Annotated in this window: 20 protein-coding genes and 1 pseudogene; 14 read left to right on the top strand and 7 right to left on the bottom strand. The window is 68.3% G+C overall.

The features are described 5' to 3' along the window. From x551_RS10960 to x551_RS10945, 4 genes are all read left to right on the top strand, one after another. A partial coding sequence (locus x551_RS10960) for a class 1 fructose-bisphosphatase (RefSeq protein WP_036248507.1) occupies nt 1-954 on the top strand: 954 nt, incomplete at its 5' end. An 8-nt stretch (nt 955-962) separates the two neighbouring features. Further along, nucleotides 963-1,838, top strand: a complete 876-nt coding sequence (locus x551_RS10955; RefSeq protein WP_011829081.1) for a phosphoribulokinase — start codon at nt 963-965, stop codon at nt 1,836-1,838. Between the two features lie 34 nt (nt 1,839-1,872). Further along, complete coding sequence (locus x551_RS10950) at nt 1,873-2,568, top strand: HAD-IA family hydrolase (protein ID WP_036231761.1); 696 nt, start codon at nt 1,873-1,875, stop codon at nt 2,566-2,568. A gap of 33 nt (nt 2,569-2,601) precedes the next feature. Continuing rightward, on the top strand, nt 2,602-3,375 hold the full coding sequence (locus x551_RS10945) for an HAD-IA family hydrolase (RefSeq protein ID WP_011829083.1): 774 nt from the start codon (nt 2,602-2,604) through the stop codon (nt 3,373-3,375). Between the two features lie 2 nt (nt 3,376-3,377). On the opposite strand, the gene x551_RS27240 is transcribed toward x551_RS10945, so the two are convergent. Together x551_RS27240 and x551_RS27235 are read right to left on the bottom strand one after the other, a co-directional pair. Further along, a complete protein-coding gene (locus x551_RS27240) occupies nt 3,378-4,049 on the bottom strand; it encodes a YeeE/YedE thiosulfate transporter family protein (RefSeq protein WP_231497607.1) in 672 nt (223 codons plus the stop codon). Nucleotides 4,050-4,127: 78 nt separating this feature from the next. Beyond that, complete coding sequence (locus x551_RS27235) at nt 4,128-4,487, bottom strand: YeeE/YedE thiosulfate transporter family protein (RefSeq protein WP_231497608.1); 360 nt, start codon at nt 4,485-4,487, stop codon at nt 4,128-4,130. A 121-nt stretch (nt 4,488-4,608) separates the two neighbouring features. On the opposite strand from x551_RS27235, the gene x551_RS10935 reads away from it, so the two are divergent. Next, nucleotides 4,609-5,502, top strand: coding sequence for a caspase family protein (locus tag x551_RS10935; RefSeq protein ID WP_011829085.1), 894 nt, complete (start codon nt 4,609-4,611; stop codon nt 5,500-5,502). Nucleotides 5,503-5,528: 26 nt separating this feature from the next. On the opposite strand, the gene x551_RS24315 is transcribed toward x551_RS10935, so the two are convergent. The 3 genes from x551_RS24315 to x551_RS10920 form a co-directional block, all read right to left on the bottom strand. Beyond that, nucleotides 5,529-5,687 carry a DUF3309 family protein gene (locus x551_RS24315; RefSeq protein ID WP_011829086.1) on the bottom strand — a complete coding sequence of 53 codons (159 nt, stop codon included), beginning with the start codon at nt 5,685-5,687 and terminating at the stop codon, nt 5,529-5,531. 257 nt (nt 5,688-5,944) lie between these two features. Beyond that, nucleotides 5,945-6,478: a redoxin domain-containing protein gene (locus x551_RS10925; RefSeq protein WP_343252133.1), complete on the bottom strand. Its 534-nt coding sequence runs from the start codon at nt 6,476-6,478 to the stop codon at nt 5,945-5,947. A 17-nt stretch (nt 6,479-6,495) separates the two neighbouring features. After that, on the bottom strand, nt 6,496-8,673 hold the full coding sequence (locus x551_RS10920; protein WP_051495676.1) for a thioredoxin family protein: 2,178 nt from the start codon (nt 8,671-8,673) through the stop codon (nt 6,496-6,498). Between the two features lie 311 nt (nt 8,674-8,984). Between x551_RS10920 and x551_RS10915 the strand changes: the two genes are divergently transcribed. Then, complete coding sequence (locus x551_RS10915; protein ID WP_152543486.1) at nt 8,985-9,671, top strand: OmpW family outer membrane protein; 687 nt, start codon at nt 8,985-8,987, stop codon at nt 9,669-9,671. 126 nt (nt 9,672-9,797) lie between these two features. Then, a complete protein-coding gene (locus x551_RS10910; protein WP_036231765.1) occupies nt 9,798-10,136 on the top strand; it encodes a hypothetical protein in 339 nt (112 codons plus the stop codon). Nucleotides 10,137-10,180: 44 nt separating this feature from the next. On the opposite strand, the gene x551_RS26195 is transcribed toward x551_RS10910, so the two are convergent. Together x551_RS26195 and x551_RS23445 are read right to left on the bottom strand one after the other, a co-directional pair. Beyond that, nucleotides 10,181-10,348, bottom strand: coding sequence for a hypothetical protein (locus x551_RS26195; RefSeq protein WP_162833819.1), 168 nt, complete (start codon nt 10,346-10,348; stop codon nt 10,181-10,183). Nucleotides 10,349-10,448: 100 nt separating this feature from the next. Continuing rightward, nucleotides 10,449-11,915 carry a serine/threonine-protein kinase gene (locus x551_RS23445; RefSeq protein ID WP_051495677.1) on the bottom strand — a complete coding sequence of 489 codons (1,467 nt, stop codon included), beginning with the start codon at nt 11,913-11,915 and terminating at the stop codon, nt 10,449-10,451. A 287-nt stretch (nt 11,916-12,202) separates the two neighbouring features. Between x551_RS23445 and x551_RS25200 the strand changes: the two genes are divergently transcribed. The 7 genes and pseudogenes from x551_RS25200 to x551_RS10880 all read left to right on the top strand — a co-directional run bounded on the left by x551_RS25200 (nt 12,203) and on the right by x551_RS10880 (nt 15,866). Then, nucleotides 12,203-12,400: a hypothetical protein gene (locus tag x551_RS25200; RefSeq protein ID WP_011829093.1), complete on the top strand. Its 198-nt coding sequence runs from the start codon at nt 12,203-12,205 to the stop codon at nt 12,398-12,400. A gap of 339 nt (nt 12,401-12,739) precedes the next feature. Further along, a pseudogene (locus tag x551_RS10895) lies at nt 12,740-13,984 on the top strand (integrase family protein); the annotation flags it as partial. Between the two features lie 25 nt (nt 13,985-14,009). Continuing rightward, nucleotides 14,010-14,192: a hypothetical protein gene (locus x551_RS10890; protein WP_036231767.1), complete on the top strand. Its 183-nt coding sequence runs from the start codon at nt 14,010-14,012 to the stop codon at nt 14,190-14,192. A gap of 96 nt (nt 14,193-14,288) precedes the next feature. After that, a complete protein-coding gene (locus tag x551_RS25195; protein ID WP_152543485.1) occupies nt 14,289-14,585 on the top strand; it encodes a hypothetical protein in 297 nt (98 codons plus the stop codon). Then, nucleotides 14,578-14,856: a hypothetical protein gene (locus tag x551_RS10885; protein WP_036231768.1), complete on the top strand. Its 279-nt coding sequence runs from the start codon at nt 14,578-14,580 to the stop codon at nt 14,854-14,856. Before x551_RS25195 ends, x551_RS10885 begins: the two co-directional genes overlap by 8 nt. 220 nt (nt 14,857-15,076) lie before the next feature. Further along, nucleotides 15,077-15,319 carry a hypothetical protein gene (locus x551_RS25190; RefSeq protein WP_152543484.1) on the top strand — a complete coding sequence of 81 codons (243 nt, stop codon included), beginning with the start codon at nt 15,077-15,079 and terminating at the stop codon, nt 15,317-15,319. Between the two features lie 367 nt (nt 15,320-15,686). Beyond that, a complete protein-coding gene (locus x551_RS10880) occupies nt 15,687-15,866 on the top strand; it encodes a hypothetical protein (protein WP_036231792.1) in 180 nt (59 codons plus the stop codon). Nucleotides 15,867-15,890 lie beyond the last annotated feature (24 nt).

The raw sequence follows: 15,890 nt of genomic DNA, 5'->3' as shown, positions 1-15,890 counted from the left end.
GCCGCGCGCGCGCCGCTGGCGGGGCAGCTCGGCGGCGCCGGCTCGCTCAACTCGCAGGGCGAGCCGCAGCAGCGGCTCGACGTGCTGGCCGATGCCTGCGTGTCGCAGGCGCTGTCGGCCTGCACCCATGTGGCCGGCTGGGTCAGCGAGGAGCACGCCGATGTGACGGTGTCGCCCGAGCACGGCAGCGGCGGCGCCTACCTGGTGGTGTTCGATCCGCTCGACGGCTCGTCGAACGTCGAGACCAACGTGGCGATCGGCAGCATCTTCTCGGTGCTGCCCCACCTGTTCCGCGGCACGCCGGCCAGCGCGGCCGCCTTCATGCAGCCGGGCCGGCGCCAGGTGGCGGCCGGCTACGCGATCTACGGCCCCTCGACGGTGCTGGTGCTGAGCCTGGGCCAGGGCGTGCACATGTTCACCCTCGACCCGGACGCGCCCGGCGACGCCGCTCGCTGGGTGCTGACGCGGGCGGACGTGGAAGTGCCGGTGTCGACCACCGAGTTCGCGATCAACGCCTCGAACCAGCGCTTCTGGGAGAAGCCGGTGCAGCGCTACGTGGCCGAGTGCCTGGCGGGCCAGAGCGGGCCACGCGGCCGCGACTTCAACATGCGCTGGGTGGCCAGCCTGGTGGCCGAGGTGCACCGCATCCTCACGCGCGGCGGCGTCTTCCTGTACCCGCGCGACAGCAGGGAGCCCTTCAGGCCCGGGCGCCTGCGGCTGCTGTACGAGGCCGCGCCGATGGCCTGGCTGATGGAGCAGGCCGGTGCGGCGGCGACCACCGGCACCGGCCCGCTGCTGGAGCTGGTGCCCGACGCGCTGCACCACAAGGTGCCGGTGATCCTGGGATCGCGCGACGAGGTCGAGCGCATCGTGACCTACCATGAGGACCCGAGCGCCAATGTGTCCTGGCAGCTGTTCAAGACACGCTCGCTGTTCATCCAGCCGCAAGCCTAGGCCGACGCATGAGCCGCAAGCATCCCGTCATCGCGGTCACCGGGTCCAGTGGGGCCGGGACGACCACCGTCAAGCGCGTGTTCGAGAACATCTTCCGGCGTGAGGGCATCCGTCCGGCGGTCATCGAGGGCGATGCATTCCATCGCTTCTCGCGGCAGGAGATGAAGGAGCGCATCGCCCAGGGCGATCTGGAGGGCCGTGCCGTCAGCCACTTCGGGCCCGACACCAACGAGTGGGCGCTGCTGGAGCAGCAGTTCCGCGCCTACGGGCAGGGCGGGCGCTGCCGTTCGCGCTACTACCTGCACAGCCCCGAGGAAGCCGAGCCCTACCAGCAGGAGCCCGGGACCTTCACGCCCTGGGTGGAGACGCCGGCCGATACCGACCTGCTGTTCTACGAGGGCCTGCACGGTTGCGTGAAGACCGAGAGCATCGACATGGTGCGGCACGCCGACCTGAAGATCGGTGTCGTGCCGATCATCAACCTCGAGTGGATCCAGAAGATCCACCGCGACACCAGGGACCGCGGCTATTCCAAGGAGGCGGTGTCCGACGTGATCCTGCGGCGCATGCACGACTACGTGCACTACATCGTGCCGCAGTTCGGCGAGACCGACATCAACTTCCAGCGCGTGCCGGTGGTCGACACCTCCAACCCCTTCATCGCGCGCGACATCCCGACGGCCGGCGAGAGCCTCACGGTGATCCGCTTCAAGAACCCGCGCGGCATCGACTTTCCCTACCTGCTGTCGATGATCGACAACTCGTTCATGAGCCGTGCGAACACCATCGTCGTGCCGGGCGGCAAGATGGACCTGGCGATGCAGCTGATCCTGACGCCGATGATCCTGCGGCTGATGGAGATCCGCCGAGCCCAGTTGCAGTGAGCCCGCTGCGTCGACCCCTGAACCAAGGAACAACATGACGATCCGTCTCGTGAGCTTCGACCTCGACGGCACCCTGGTCGACACCGCCGCCGAGATCGCCGAGGCCGTGCACCGCGCCTTCGACGATGTCGGCATCGAGCGCCGGCCGCAGGCCGAGATCACCAACCTGATCGGCCGCGGCACGCGCGAGCTGATGCTCAAGCTGCTGGCGCGCGTGATGCTGGAGCAGCCGGCGCTGTCGGAGCGGGTGCAGGCCGAGGCGGTGCTGGAGCGCTTCGAGCACCACTACGCCGAGACGGCAGGCTGCTTCGGCAAACCGTACCCGGGCTGTGTCGCGACGCTCGAACGCCTGCGCGACCAGGGCGTGCGGCTGGTGTGCGTGACCAACAAGGAGCAGCGTCATGCCGAGCGCGTGCTGGCGGTGACGCGGCTCGACGGCTACTTCAGCATGCTGATCGGCGGCGACACGCTGCCGGTCAAGAAGCCGCACAACGGCGTCCTGGCCCATGTGCTGCGCCACCACGGCGTCAGCGCCGACGAGGCGGCCCATGTGGGCGACTCGTCGATCGACGTCGAGAGCGCACGCAACGCCGGCGTGCGGGCCTGGGCGGTGCCGCACGGCTACAACGCGGGGGTGCCGATCGAGGATTCCAACCCGGACCGGCTGTTTCCCAACCTGCCGGCGATCGCCGACGAGGTGGACGCCGTGCTGGGGCCGCTGCCGGCATGATGTGACGCAACGATTCACGAACGGGAGACGCTGATGCTGGCCGCCTTGCTGTGGGATGTGGATGGCACCATGGCCGAGACCGAACGCGACGGTCATCTCGTCGCGTTCAACGAAGCCTTCGAGGCGCTCGGCCTGCCGTGGCGATGGAGCGTCGAGCGCTACACCGAGCTGCTGCGCGTGACCGGGGGACGCGAGCGCCTGCTGCACGACATGACCACGCAGGCCGACGCTCCTGCCGGCGCGGCCGAGCGCGACCGTCTGGCCGCGGCACTGCATGCCGAGAAGAACCGCCGCTACGGCCAGCTCGTGGAGCGCGGCGCGATCGCGCTGCGCCCCGGCGTGCTGCGGCTGATGAACGAGGCCACGGCGAGCGGGGTGCAGCTGGCCATTGCCACCACCACGTCGCGCGTGAACCTGGAGGCCTTGCTGGGCGCGCAGCTCGGCACGAACTGGCCCACACGCTTCGCGGCCATCGTCTGCGGCGAGGACGCGCCGGTGAAGAAGCCCGACCCGCAGGTCTACCTGCGATGCCTGGATGCGCTGCAACTCGACGCCGACGAGACGCTCGCGATCGAGGATTCGCCGAACGGACTGGCCGCGGCCCGCGCCGCCGGCATCGCGACGCTGGTGACGCGCAGCCTGAATTTCGCGAGCCACGCCTTCGAGGGCGCGCTTGCTGTCTGCGACGACCTGGACCACCCGGCGGCGCCGTCGCCGCACCTAAAGGGCGCACGCGCCGCGCGCATCGACCTCGCACTGCTGCGGCATTGGCATGCCACGTGGTGGCAGGAGCCGCTGCGCGCCTGAGCTCAGGCCTCGCGCTCAATGACCCAGGCCTGGTAGCGCAGCGCCGCCACGGCACCGGCGACGATGCCGGCCACCGCGATGAACGAGCCGGCCGACAGCAGCGACAGCCCGCTGAGTCCCTGGCCGATCGAGCAGCCCAGCGCCGTGACGCCGCCCACGCCCATCAGCACCGCACCGACCAGATGCTGGGCGGTGTCGCGCACGTCGCGAAAACCCTCCCAGCGGAACTCCCTTCGCAGCAGGGCGGTGGCGGCGGCGCCGAGCAGGGTGCCCAGCACGGTCGTGATGCCGAAGCTCAGCACCGTGCCGCGGTCGGACCACAGCGTCAGCAGATCCAGCGTGTAGGCCGTGGGCGCGACGAAGCTCAGCGCTTCCGGGCGGCGCGAGTGGGTGGCGAGCCAGGCCGGCTCCAGGGTTTCGGGGTGCTCGCTCAGGTGACCGAGCGAGCCCGTGACGAACCATGCCGCGACGATCAGCCCGCCGATGGCCAGACCGCCGAGCAGCGGTCCCGGTTGCAGGAAGTCGCGGCTCCGCCGCAGCCAGAGCAGCAGCGGCACCGCCAGCAGCACGCACAGCGTGGCGCGCAGCCACGGCAGCGGCAGGTCGACAACGCGAGACAGCCACGAGGCAGATCCTGCGGGCCGGCCAGCAGCGGCCCGACCGGGTCCAGCCATTCGACGCGCGGCAGCGCGAACGCGCCGCGCAGCGTCATCTGCGCCGCGAAGCCGACGACCAGTAGAACCACCAGGCCTTCAGGCTGCCGCCACCGGCGCGCACCAGGCGCGCGAGGCGCAGCCCGACGCCAGCACCATGCCGAAGCCGAAGGCCAGCCCGCCCAGGCCCTGCGCCAGCCAGCTCAGGCGCCGACCGGTGTAGATGGACGCGCTCAGGTCCACGCCGCCCAGCCCGATCAGCGCCTGCGTGCCGACCAGCGCCACCAGCGCGGCCCAGACCCAGGTGCGCAGCCGGGTCGCGTCACCGAAGTTCACCACGTCGGCGATCGCACCCATGGTGCAGAAGCGCGTGGCCTGAGCGAGGGCGCCGAAGGCGATGCCGAGGGCCAGTCCGCACAGCAGCACGGTCTGGATCAATTGACTGGGGTTCGTGTCCACGGGGGGCGGCAAGGCAAGTCGGTTCCCCGGGATTCTGACGCGCCGCCGTCAAGCTAGGTGTGCTGCCGAGTCACCTCACTGCCTACGATGCGGTCCTTCCTGTCGGAGCGAGAGGGCGTTCATGGCCACGAAGACGATCAAGCGCAAGGGACTGTCGCTGCACGCCGGTCTCAATCTGGTCAGTGGCACGCACTACGGCGGCTGGACCGGCGAGCTCAGCGCCTGCGAGTTCGACGCCGAGGACATGGCGGCGCTGGCACGCGCTCAGGGCCTCAAGCCGACGGTGCTGCTGACGAGGAAGGCCACCCGCGCAGCGTTGCTCGCCCGCATCCGAGCCGCGGCGAAGGCGCTGAAGAGCGGCGACCTGTTTTTCCTGACCTACTCCGGTCACGGCGGCCAGGTGGACGATGTGACCGGTGAGGAAAGCGACAAGCTCGACGAGACCTGGTGCCTGTACGACGGGCAGCTGATCGACGACGAGCTCTATGCCGAGTTGGGTCGCTTCGCGAAGGGTGTGCGCGTGCTGGTGCTTTCCGACAGTTGCCACAGCGGCACCGTGACCCGTGCGACATCGCCCGCGCCCGGTGGCGTGCCGATGCCGCGCTCGCGCATGATGCCGCCGGCGATCGCGCGGCGGACCTACCGCGACCACCAGGCGTTCTACGACAAACTGCAGCGCGACGTGGCTCGCGCCAGCGGCGGTCGGCCGGTGGAGCCCGATGCTGCGCTGGCGCAACTGGCGGTCAGTCCGCGACTCACGGCACTGGCCGCCCGGCTGAAGGCCGCGGTCATCCTGGTGTCGGGTTGCCAGGACAACCAGAGCTCGCTCGACGGCGAGCACAACGGCGCGTTCACCGAGCAGCTGCTGCGCGTCTGGAACCAGGGCAAGTTCGAGGGCAACTATGCCGGCTTCCACGCGAGGATCAAGGCCGGCATGCCGGCGAGCCAGACACCCAATCTGTTCGTGCTGGGACCGGCCGCGACCTTCCTGCGGCAACGGCCCTTCACGCTGTGAGGCGTGCGGCGCGGTTCATGGCCGCGTCATATCCGGCCCATCAGCAGCAGCACGATGACGATCAGCAGCACCAACCCGACGCCACCGCTGGGGCCATAACCCCAGTTCCGGCTGTGGGGCCAGTTCGGGATCGCGCCGATCAGGATGAGGATCAGGACGATCAGCAGGAGGGTACCGAGGGTCATGGGATGCTCCGGGAGTGTCGAAGGACCTCACGGTAGGCGGCCCGCGGCGCCAGCGATGTCGGAGCGAGGCTCGTCGCGAAGTCGGTCAGTGCCCCGCCTGCGCGGCTACGGCAGCGAGCGACCGCGCCATGCAGCCGCGGCGTGCGATCAGCTGGCGTACTTGACGCTGCAGCCGTAGGGCGTCGCGGTGCCGGTGCTCACCGCCTTGCCGGCCAGCGACTCGGTCAGGGCGGCCTTGACGAAGTTCCGTGCGCCCTTCACGTCGGCCGGGTCGGCGGAGCGCTTGTCGTCGATACCGCCCGCATAGATGAGCTTGCCGCCCGGTCGATGACGTACATGTGCGGCGTGGTCTTGGCGCCGTAGGCCTTGCCGACGCTGCCCGCATCGTCCATCAGCAGCGCCGTGGGTGCCGCGCCCCAGCCCTGGTACTTGGCCTGCAGCGCCCCGGGCTCGAGGTAGTCGGTGGCGCCCCGGGCGGTGGAGCTGATGCTCAGCCACGCCACGTTGCGACCGACGAACTCCTTCTGCAGGCTCTGCATGTTCTGCGAGCTGTAGTGCTTCTGCACGAAGGGACAGCCCGGATTGGTCCACTCGAGCACCACGTGCCGGCCCTTGAAGTCGGCGAGCTTCACGGTCTTGCCATGGGTGTCCTTCAGCTCGAAGTCCGGAGCCGCCTCGCCGATGCTCACGGCCAGCGCGGCACCGGGCAGCGCCGTCAGGGCGGTCGGCAGTGCGATGACCGCCGCGGCTGAGAGCGTGAAACGTCGGCGGTTGTTCGACAAGGCTCGCATCGTCATCTCCTTCGGAACTACAGGGTCGACAAGGCCTCGCGCACGAGACCTCCGGTGAGGATTTCCGGCAGCAGCAGCGGCTCGCGGCCGGGGCGCATCAGCACATAGACGGGCACGCCGTTGCGACCGAGCCGGCCGAGCGCGGCGGTGATGCGCTCGTCGCGGTGGGTCCAGTCGGCGCGCATCAGCGCCACGTTGGAGCGGGTGAAGGCCTGCAGGGTTTCATCGGTGTGCAGCACGAGCCGCTTGTTGACCTGGCAGCTCACGCACCAGGCGGCGGTGAAGTCGACGAAGACGGCCCGGCCCTGCGCCAGATGCGCGTCGATGGCGGCCTCGTCATAGGCTTGCCAGGCCGCGTGGGGCGAGCCGGCGGTCGACGCCGTGCCGTTACCGGCCTGCGGTGAGGCCGCCCGCTCGGATACCGGCCACCCCCAGGCCAGCACGGCGACCAGCAGCACGGTCACTCCCGCGCGCGCCGCCACGCCGCGCCACACACTCGCCAGCCACAGCCCGAAAGCCAGGCCGACCAGCGCCACCAGCGCGCGCGTGCTGCCGTCGATGCCGGCTTGCTGGCCCAGCACCCACAGCAGCCACACGACGGTGGCGAACATCGGGAACGCCAGGCCTTGCTTGAGCCTCAGCATCCAGGGCCCGGGCCGCGGCAACCGCGCGCGCCAGCCCGGCCGCAGCACCAGCAGCACATAGGGCCAGGCCATGCCGAGTCCGAGCGCCGCGAACACGCCCAATGCCTGGGCCGGCGGTTGCGCGATGGCGTAGCCGAGGGCCGCGCCCATGAACGGCGCCGTGCACGGGCTCGCCGCCACGACCGCGAGCACGCCGGATCCGAAGGCGTCCACCGCTGGTCGCTGTGCGCGCCATTGCGCCAGCCCTTGCGGCATCAGAAGGCCGAATTCGAACTGGCCGGCCAGGTTGAGCCCGAGCACGAAGAACAGCAGCGCCAGCGCGAACACCACGCCGGGCTCCTGCAGCTGGAAGCCCCAGCCCACGGCGCTGCCGGCCGCACGCAGCGCGAGCAGCGCTGCAGCGAGCGCGACGAAGCTGCACACCACGCCCACGCCGTACGCCAGCGCGTGCATTCGCAGGCGGCGGGCGTCACCCTCCTGCCGCGCGAGGCCGAGCAGCTTGATCGACAGCACCGGGAACACGCAGGGCATCAGGTTCAGCAGCATGCCGCCCAGGAAGGCCAGGCCCAATGCCGCCAGCAGGCCCACAGGGGCGCTGCCGCGCAGCGAGGCGGGGCCCCGATCCTCGGCCGCGGCGCGCGCGCCGGCGGGGACGGTGATCGTCGCGACGGGACGCAACGGTGCGCTGAACTCGACCGAGCGTTGCGGGCCGCCCCAGACGGCGGTCCCCGAGGCACCGGGGTCGGCCTGCGCAACGGCGATGCCGTCGAGTCGGGCCGGCACCGTTGCGCCCTCCAGCAGCTTCAGCTTCAAGGCATAGCCGCGCGGGCCGCGATAGAGCGCATGGCTCGCGGGTTCCAACAACTGTTCCGCATACGGGAAGACATGAACCTCCGGTGCATCGGCGGGCAAGTCGCCGCCTGCCGGTTCGAGCGTCAACAGCAGGTCCCGTCCGGCCTGCTGAACCTCCGCGGTCCACGCCGAGAGGGGCCCCGCCTGCGCCGCCGCTGCCTGCGCGAACAGTGCCGCGTGCGCGGCGGGTGCGGCGTTGTCGGCGGCCGCTGCCTCGGCCACCGGCAACCGCAGATCGAGCGTCGCCTGTTCGGGGATGCAGACGTCGTTGCACACCAGCCAGCGTGCCTGGGCCTGTAGCCTCAGCGTGTCGCCCGGCCTGGCATCGGGCGGTGCCGTGTACTGCAGCGGGAGCAGCACCTCGCCTTCGTAGCCGTAGTTGACCAGCGGGCCGATCGGCAGGCGTTCGGGCGCTGGCCATTCGATCTCGCCCATCCGGCTGCCGGGCGGCAGCGTCCAGCTCAGCGTCGTGGGCAGGCCCGAATCGCCCGGGTTGCGCCAGTAAGTGTGCCAATGCGGGATGTGCTGGAGCTTCAGTCCGATCCTGAGCGTCTGACCGGCTGCCACCGCACCGCGCTCGGCCACCAGTTCGGCCGTGACGTGGTCGGTGCGCACCGCAGCCGCGTGCGCCGCGCCGCCGAGGAGGAGGGCGGCCGAGGCGAGTGCCGCGACGAACAGGGGACCGAACGGTTGGGGCACGTTGCCGAGTCTCCGGGGCTGTATCGGGAAGCGGTGCGATTCTGAGGGCAGCGCGGAGTTCCACCCTGCGGCAGGGTTGATGCGCCTCAGCGTGCAGGGGATGCAAGCCGCGTGAGCGCTTGGCGCCTTTTGAAGTACAGCGCGCTTGTAGGGCGATGCACTGAGTCACCGGCCGTGGCACCCGTGGCCCGGACCCGTAAGCCCTTGATTCCATTGCCTGCGGATCGGGAGGCGTGCGCTCTGCGGCACCGGCGGTCTCTGGCACGCCTCGTGCGCCTGACGGGGTCGTGCCATGGGAGATCCACCGATCCGTGGCCTCTGCAACGGTGGATAACAAGGAGACCAAGACCGTGAAGACGATCCAGAAGACGGGGCGCATTGCCCTGGCTGCAACCTGCCTGCTGTCGGGCGCCGCGCTGCATGCCGAAGAAGGCCCCTGGATGATCCGCGCTCGCGCGCTGCTCATCGATCCGGACAACAAGTCCGACGCGATTCCGTCGCTGGCGGTTCCTTCCAACGCGGTCGAGGTCGACAGCCGCTGGGTGCCCGAACTCGACATCAGCTACTTTTTCAACAAGAACATGGCAGCCGAACTGGTGCTGGCCTACACCAAGCTGGACGTGAAGGTGAACGACAGCGCCATCGGCGCCTTCAATGCCGGCTCGTTCTACGCGTTGCCGCCATCGCTGCTGCTGCAATGGCACTTCCTGCCGGACGGGGGCATCCGTCCCTACGTCGGCGCAGGGATCAACTACACGCACATCTCTCGCGTGAAGCTCTCGGTGCCGGGCGTGTTGCCGCTCTACCTCGACAGCAGCAGCGTCGGTCCCGCGCTGCAGGCCGGCGTCGACTTCAAGCTCGACGGTCCGTGGTCGCTGAACTTCGACATCAAGAAGGCCTGGATCGAATCGGACGTCCGCACGGGCGCCGGTGTGCGCGTGAGCAAAGTCAAGCTCGATCCCATGCTGATCGGCATCGGCGTCGGCTACCGCTTCTGAACGCCGGGGGGCCGCGGCGACGCGGCGCTATCCCCCTGAACCAGGGCCGTCCCCGCGGTGACGTCATCCTTCACCTGCGGGGGCGTGCGGTGTTCTCGCCGACGGCCGGGCCGACAGAATCGGAGCGTGAAGACGTCGCAATCCGAGTTGGACTTTGCCGATACGGTCCCCGCTGCACTGGCGGAGGCGGAGACAGGAACCTGGTTCACCGGGGCGCGGGTCGGTGGCGCCGCGTCCGTCGACACCGCGGCCTGGATCCACGAACTCGACACCAGCGTCAGCCTGCCCACTCGGGAGCGGGCAAGCAAGGGTTTCCGTGATGCGCCCGATCCCTACGGCCGGCGCGGCTATGACCGGCGCTACCCGGTGGTCACGATCGTGAGCGCGATACGCCGTCGCCGCGTCGTCTGCACCATGGCGACGGCCGCCGTGCTGTTCGGGCTCGTCTCGCTCCTCGTCGGTTGACTGAGCGATCGTCCGGCGCGGGGCCTGGACAAGTCCCCTGGAGGTCAGTGCTGAACGCCACCGACCCCGAGCTTCAGCAGCAGCCGCAGGTACTCGAGTCGCGCGTGAAGCTCCGTCAGATCCTGCACCAGGTCGGCCCAGAGCGCCTCGCGTGCATCGAGTGTCCGGTGAGCGGGCAGCGACGAAGGCTTGAGAGGATCAGGTGTGTCCATGTCGGGCACTGGGGAGGTTGCAGAGCCTTCATGGTCTCGCTCGCGCCTCCCGTCGACAACCCCGTGTTCGGGGTGACGCGGCGACATCGGCGCCGGTCGGTCAGAAGCGTCGGGTCTCGGCCGCTTCGCGGAGCTGCCGGCACTCCAGGCGGTTCGTGAAGCGAGCCTCCTCGCACCGCCGGTGAACGCAGAAGGGCCTCACGAAGAAATTGCGGTCGGCACAGAGTTCGGTCGGGCCGGCCGCGACGACCCGCGACCGGCTGCTGCGCTTGGGACTCTGCGGCGGTTTCGCGGCTGTCTCGGTGAGCTTCGCGTCAGCGTTCTTCGGCGGTGAGACGGCGGGCCGGGAGTCCTCGGCCGTGGGTCCTGTCGATGCTGGGGTGGGAGTGTCAACCGTCGCCGGCGGCGGCTCGGTGCGCAGCGTGGTCGGTGCTGCCGCGGCCACGACCGGTGACCCGGCGGCAGCGCTCACTCGCTCGCTGTTCTCGTTCGAACTCAAGGGCCACAGCATCGCAAGCGGAAGCAGCACGCTCAGGCTGGCCAGAGAGGGCCTGAACCAGGGGCGAGAGTGCTGCAGCGTGCTTCGGGGTGCCACGGACGGCAGCCCGGCCACCGCCGCGGGCGGGGCTCGCAGAGGCCGGGGGGGCTCTGCCGTGACCACCAGTTCCTGCGCGCGGTGCAAGGCACGCGGTGCCGTGGTGCCCTCCAGTGCGCGGCGGAACGTCGCCACGTCCTGCGGGCGGTCTTCGGGCCGGACGGACAGACCCCAGTCGATGGCCGAAAGGAAGCCGTGCGAGAGGCCGGGAAACGGGCGCTCGGCGAGCCGGTGCATGTCGTCGTGGATCGAGCGCGCTGTCGACGCGGGCGGCGGCTTGCCTTCCAGCAGAAAGGTGACCAGCGCCGAGAGGGCGTAGAGGTCGGTCCAGGGGCCTTGGCGAAGCCGCGTCGCTTCGGCGTACTGCTCGATCGGCGCGTAGTGCGGCTTGACCACGGCGGTGAGGAGTTGCGTGCGATCGCCGATCAGTCGGCGCGCGGCGCCGAAGTCGAGCAATACCGGCAGGCCGGCGCCCGTCAGGATCACGTTGTCGGGCGCGACGTCGCGGTGGTAGATGCGCTCGGCATGCAGAAGCTGCAAGGCCTCGAGCAGCGGGTCGACGATCGAGCGCAGCCAGATCTCGGTGGGCGCTTGCGTCATCGAGCGCCGCAGCTCCCACAGTGTGGGTCCGCGAAGATAGGGCATGGCCATGTAGGCCGTGCCGTTGGCCTTCCAGCTGCTGTGGACCTTGACCATCGCGGGATGCGAGAACCTGGCGAGCAGCTTGGCCTCGTCGACGAAGGACTCCAGCGCGAGCGCGAACGTGGTGGCGTGAGTGAGGGAGCGCACCGTGACCTCGCAGCCCTCGCCACGACAGACCAGGTGAGAGGGCAGGAACTCCTTGATCGCTACATCTCGATCCAGCGCATGGTCGCGGGCGAGGTAGACGATGCCGAAGCCGCCGACCGCCAGGACCCGGACGATCTCCATCTCGCCGAAGCGGGTGCCCAAGGGAAGAGCCAGTCGGTCCATCAGGGAATCTCGGTGTCGGCTGCCGTGGAGGATCGAGCGATTCGGAACGCGGCGCCGCATGACGGACGCCGCTGCAGAGTCTTGCCCCTGGTGCCGGCCTCGTCTGTCGGACAGGACGGCGCCGTGCCGTAGGACCGGGATCACAGCGCGGCGCAGCTTCAGGGACCAGGGAGCGAGCTTAGTCGCAGTGCGGGGAAGCCCGCTCCCCGATGTGCGGGGCGGCTGCGCGCCCAGTCTCGGGCCGCTCCTATGATGGAGCGGGACGGTTCGAATAGCGGGGAGACCCCATGACGATAAGAACATGGACACTGACCCTCGAGTCAGGCCGACAGGGCGGCTTCACGCTGCGCGACGAACGCGGATTCGAGATCGAGAACGTGCGCGCGATCGAGCCCAAGGGGCGCGATCCGGACGGCAACCCGATCCACGTCTTCGAGATTGCCGTGAACCTCAGGGAAGTGGCGGCGCAGCCGAAGCGGCGCTGACCAGCCCTGCAAAGCAAAAAGCCCCGCACTTGCGTGCGAGGCCTTGCTTTTCTTGGCTCCCCGACCTGGGCTCGAACCAGGGACCTACGGATTAACAGTCCCCTGCGGTGAACTTGATAGAACCTTAGTAGGCATGATCAATCGCGATGTTTCATAGGAGAGGCTTCTTGATGTTGCTGGTTTAGTCCGTAGGTGGCATGATCGAACATGATCGCCGCCGCCTACTAATAGTCTACTAACCAGCCTCATGCCGAAGCTGCACCTCACCGCCGAGGTCGTGAACAAGCTGCCCACCGCCGAGGCGGGCCAGGCGCTGTACCGGGACACGAAGCTCCAGGCTTCGGCCTGCGGGTGGGCAAAATCACCAAGGTCTACTTTGCCGAGAAGCGCGTCGACGGGCGGACCGTCCGTGTCACGCTCGGCACCCATGGGCAGATCACCGCCGCCCAGGCTCGAGAGAAGGCTATGAGCGCCCTCGGCAGGCTCGCCAGCGGCGTGGACATGAATGCCGAGGAGCGGGCCAAGCGGGAAGAGCGGCAGGCTCATCGGGACGCGAAGGCGAGGGCGGCTGAGTACACCCTGGGCAAGCTGTGCGACTGGTACGTCGATCACCAGCGCAAGCGCGGCAAGTCGTCCGCCGCCGATGCCGAAAACCTGTTCAAGAACTACGTGAAGGGCAGCGACTTCGAGCCGGTCCCGGCGCGCGACCTGACTTCGAAGCAGGCGACAGCGATGATCCGGGCGGTGGTCGAGGCTGGAAAGGGGAGAACCGCGGCGAAGCTGCGCGCGTACCTCCGGGCAGCCTATGCCCTGGCCCTCGGTGCGGAGACAAATCCCGAGGCACCTTCGGAGCTGGTGCTGTTCGGCGTCGACACCAACCCGATCGCCGCGACCGGCGCGCTGTCGAGCTTCAGCAAGTCACGAGATGTGGTGCTGACCGAGGCCGAGCTGGGCGAGTTCGTCCGACTACTCCAGGAGCGCCGCGCCGCGCAGTTCGACGATGCGCTGGCGGCGATCGAGCTGGCGCTGTTCCTCGGTGGGCAGCGGCTCACGCAGGTGCTCCGGCTAACGGTTCACAGCGTCGACACCGATGCCGGGACCGTGGTGCTGCTGGACCCGAAGGGGCGGCGCAAGGAAGCCCGCCGGCACGTCCTGCCCCTGCAGGGTCATGCGCTGGCGCTGGCCGAGCAGATCCTCGAACTGCGCCGAGCCGAATGGCTGTTCGGCGACAAGTCCGCGCAGACGACGCCTGACACCGTGGCACGGAAGGGTGGGGAACTGCTCGTCCTGACGCAGGCGAACCTGCAGAAGGGCGCCAAGACGAAGCGCGAGCCTAGGCTAATCCAGGTGCGCGACCTCCGCCGCACCGCCGAAACCATGATGGCCGCGATGGGCATCAGCAAAGACCTGCGGGCGCAGATCCAGTCGCACGGGCTCGGTGGGGTGCAGGACCGTCACTATGACCGGCACGACTACATGCAGGAGAAGCGCCGAGCGCTGGAGGCCTGGGAAGCCAGGCTGAACGAGTTGGCGGAGCGCAAGCCCGCGGCGTCGAACGTGAAGAAGTTAAACCGCGCGTGCTAGCCACTAAAGGCTATCGATCGAGCATATGAAACAGGAGAGTGCAATGAGGCCAGGTGATCTCACCCCCGCAATCTTCCTCGGAAGCCCGGTGTTTTTCGTGGCGTCCGGAGTGCTCCACCGCTTCATGAACGTATACGTCGCGCTGGTGTTCGGCGCCGTTATCGGAGTGCTCGCCGGCCTGTCGCTCATCAAAGCGCTGCGCAGCTGAATCCGGCGCCTCAGCGGTCCTGAGGCAAGCGCGGCCGGAAGGTGCTGTCACACCGACCGACCGCTAACCACAACCCACCTACTGAAGAGGTGTTTCATGGCTACCCAAGAGACTAACAGCGTCGACGCAAAGCCTGTAGATCACGATCAACGCTTGAAGCTTGCATACGAAGCTTCGGTGCAAGTCGACGCGCTTGTCGGGCTGCTTATGCGAGAGCAGCAGGCCTCCTGCGACTACGCCGCAGATGTCGTGCTGTCTACCCTGCTACGACGAGTAGATGAACTCAACGGTGTCGTTTTCGCGGTGCTGGCGCACGACGACGCAGACCCCACTGAGCGACTGCGCGCCGTCGTGGGTTCCGGGCGACGCGCTGGGGAGATCGCAAATGTCTGACCAACTCACCATCGCTCGCGGAGGGTTGGCGGTTGACGCCGACGGGAACGTGTTGGACATGCCGCGCTGCCTTGTCCACGACTGCAACGACGAACTGCTTGACGTGATCGCGCTGCTTCACGCCTCGATCCTTGAGGTCCAATCCTGCGCCAGCGGGCCCAATGAAGACGCAGACGGAATAACCGACGCATCGTCTCGTACAGTCTCCCTCCTCTTGATTGCGGACGACAAGGTGCGCGACATGCTTCGCACGATCTCGCCATACGTCTAGGCGAGCAGCTGATGCGACGCAGAGGCCGGCCATCGAACGCGAACAACCCGCGCGTTGCTGCGGCCGACATCGCTATTGCGAAGACGATGCAGATGCTGATGATGTGGGGCTTTCCGAGAAGATGCCCTCCTAACCACAGCGGCGGCGGCTAGCCGGAATGCCGGCCGCGCCTGCGAGCGCGCGTCCTTAAGAAATCGATAAGGTTGCCGCGGCACGATGAATGCTGTTTCGCAAGAGCATTCGCATGCCGAATCGACTGAAGTTTTCCTATGGATCGCTGGCGCGCTTTGGGGTGCCCATCTTCATCCTGGGTGTGGTGGTTCGGTATTCCACAGGCAGCGCAATTGGGACGATCATCGCGTTGATGGGTGCGATGCTCGTCTCTGAGCAGCCCCCGCTGCACCGTGAACAGAGTTCGCAAGAGGCCGGAGCAGGCGTTGTGCGATGCAGCGAAGGAGCATGAAATGCAGCTGCGCACCGATGCACGTCACGCGCGAGGTTCGTCCCGCAGACGCAGGCTCGCCGAGCTGATCGTCGCGATCGGCGTTGCAACCTTCGGTGTCTTCCTGATCATGGATTAGGACTCTGGAGCTGCGGTCTGGCCATCGCACTTGCTGATTGCGCGGGCTGCCGACGTTTCCGATGGTCCACAGGGTCAGCTAGCAGCTGATCAGCTGCCTTAGGAGTACCCCGTTCGAGAGGTCAGCGCGCTGGAGGTAGGGGTTTTTAGGGGTCATCAGCGGTAAGACCCAGCGGCCGTGTCGACATGTCCGCAAGCGTCCGATGTGGTGCAATACTGGATGTTCATACAGTATTCTGGGGGCAACATCATGGACGCTCAAGAGTGGCAGAGTGGCTTCGCCGCGCGTCTGCAAAACCAATGGCCGACGATCCCGATCGACGAGCTGCTCGACGCGGCTGGCGACCTCTGGTGCGATGAGCACTGGCGGGCGATGTCGCCCGAGGAAGCTGCGTTCAGGTGGTTGAAGCTGGGTGTGCTGGCTGACTGAGATGTGCCCTCGACCAGCGTTCAA

The organism is Methylibium sp. T29, from assembly GCF_000576205.1.
Classification (GTDB): Bacteria; Pseudomonadota; Gammaproteobacteria; order Burkholderiales; family Burkholderiaceae_C; genus Methylibium; species Methylibium petroleiphilum.
The sequence above is the reverse complement of the archived record's forward strand: the minus strand, read 5'-3'. Positions and strand labels throughout refer to the sequence as shown.

What these genes read in the sequence shown, in the direction of transcription:
- x551_RS10945 (WP_011829083.1), top strand. Translation starts at nt 2,602, where the DNA reads ATGCTGGCCGCCTTGCTGTGGGATGTGGATGGCACCATGGCCGAGACC.
- x551_RS26195 (WP_162833819.1), bottom strand. Translation starts at nt 10,348, where the DNA reads ATGGACACACCTGATCCTCTCAAGCCTTCGTCGCTGCCCGCTCACCGG.
- x551_RS23445 (WP_051495677.1), bottom strand. Translation starts at nt 11,915, where the DNA reads ATGGACCGACTGGCTCTTCCCTTGGGCACCCGCTTCGGCGAGATGGAG.
- x551_RS27240 (WP_231497607.1), bottom strand. Translation starts at nt 4,049, where the DNA reads ATGGCTGGACCCGGTCGGGCCGCTGCTGGCCGGCCCGCAGGATCTGCC.
- x551_RS10890 (WP_036231767.1), top strand. Translation starts at nt 14,010, where the DNA reads ATGAAACAGGAGAGTGCAATGAGGCCAGGTGATCTCACCCCCGCAATC.
- x551_RS10955 (WP_011829081.1), top strand. Translation starts at nt 963, where the DNA reads ATGAGCCGCAAGCATCCCGTCATCGCGGTCACCGGGTCCAGTGGGGCC.
- x551_RS25195 (WP_152543485.1), top strand. Translation starts at nt 14,289, where the DNA reads ATGGCTACCCAAGAGACTAACAGCGTCGACGCAAAGCCTGTAGATCAC.
- x551_RS10925 (WP_343252133.1), bottom strand. Translation starts at nt 6,478, where the DNA reads ATGCGAGCCTTGTCGAACAACCGCCGACGTTTCACGCTCTCAGCCGCG.
- x551_RS10885 (WP_036231768.1), top strand. Translation starts at nt 14,578, where the DNA reads ATGTCTGACCAACTCACCATCGCTCGCGGAGGGTTGGCGGTTGACGCC.
- x551_RS10950 (WP_036231761.1), top strand. Translation starts at nt 1,873, where the DNA reads ATGACGATCCGTCTCGTGAGCTTCGACCTCGACGGCACCCTGGTCGAC.
- x551_RS10935 (WP_011829085.1), top strand. Translation starts at nt 4,609, where the DNA reads ATGGCCACGAAGACGATCAAGCGCAAGGGACTGTCGCTGCACGCCGGT.
- x551_RS25190 (WP_152543484.1), top strand. Translation starts at nt 15,077, where the DNA reads ATGCTGTTTCGCAAGAGCATTCGCATGCCGAATCGACTGAAGTTTTCC.
- x551_RS10880 (WP_036231792.1), top strand. Translation starts at nt 15,687, where the DNA reads ATGGACGCTCAAGAGTGGCAGAGTGGCTTCGCCGCGCGTCTGCAAAAC.
- x551_RS24315 (WP_011829086.1), bottom strand. Translation starts at nt 5,687, where the DNA reads ATGACCCTCGGTACCCTCCTGCTGATCGTCCTGATCCTCATCCTGATC.
- x551_RS25200 (WP_011829093.1), top strand. Translation starts at nt 12,203, where the DNA reads ATGACGATAAGAACATGGACACTGACCCTCGAGTCAGGCCGACAGGGC.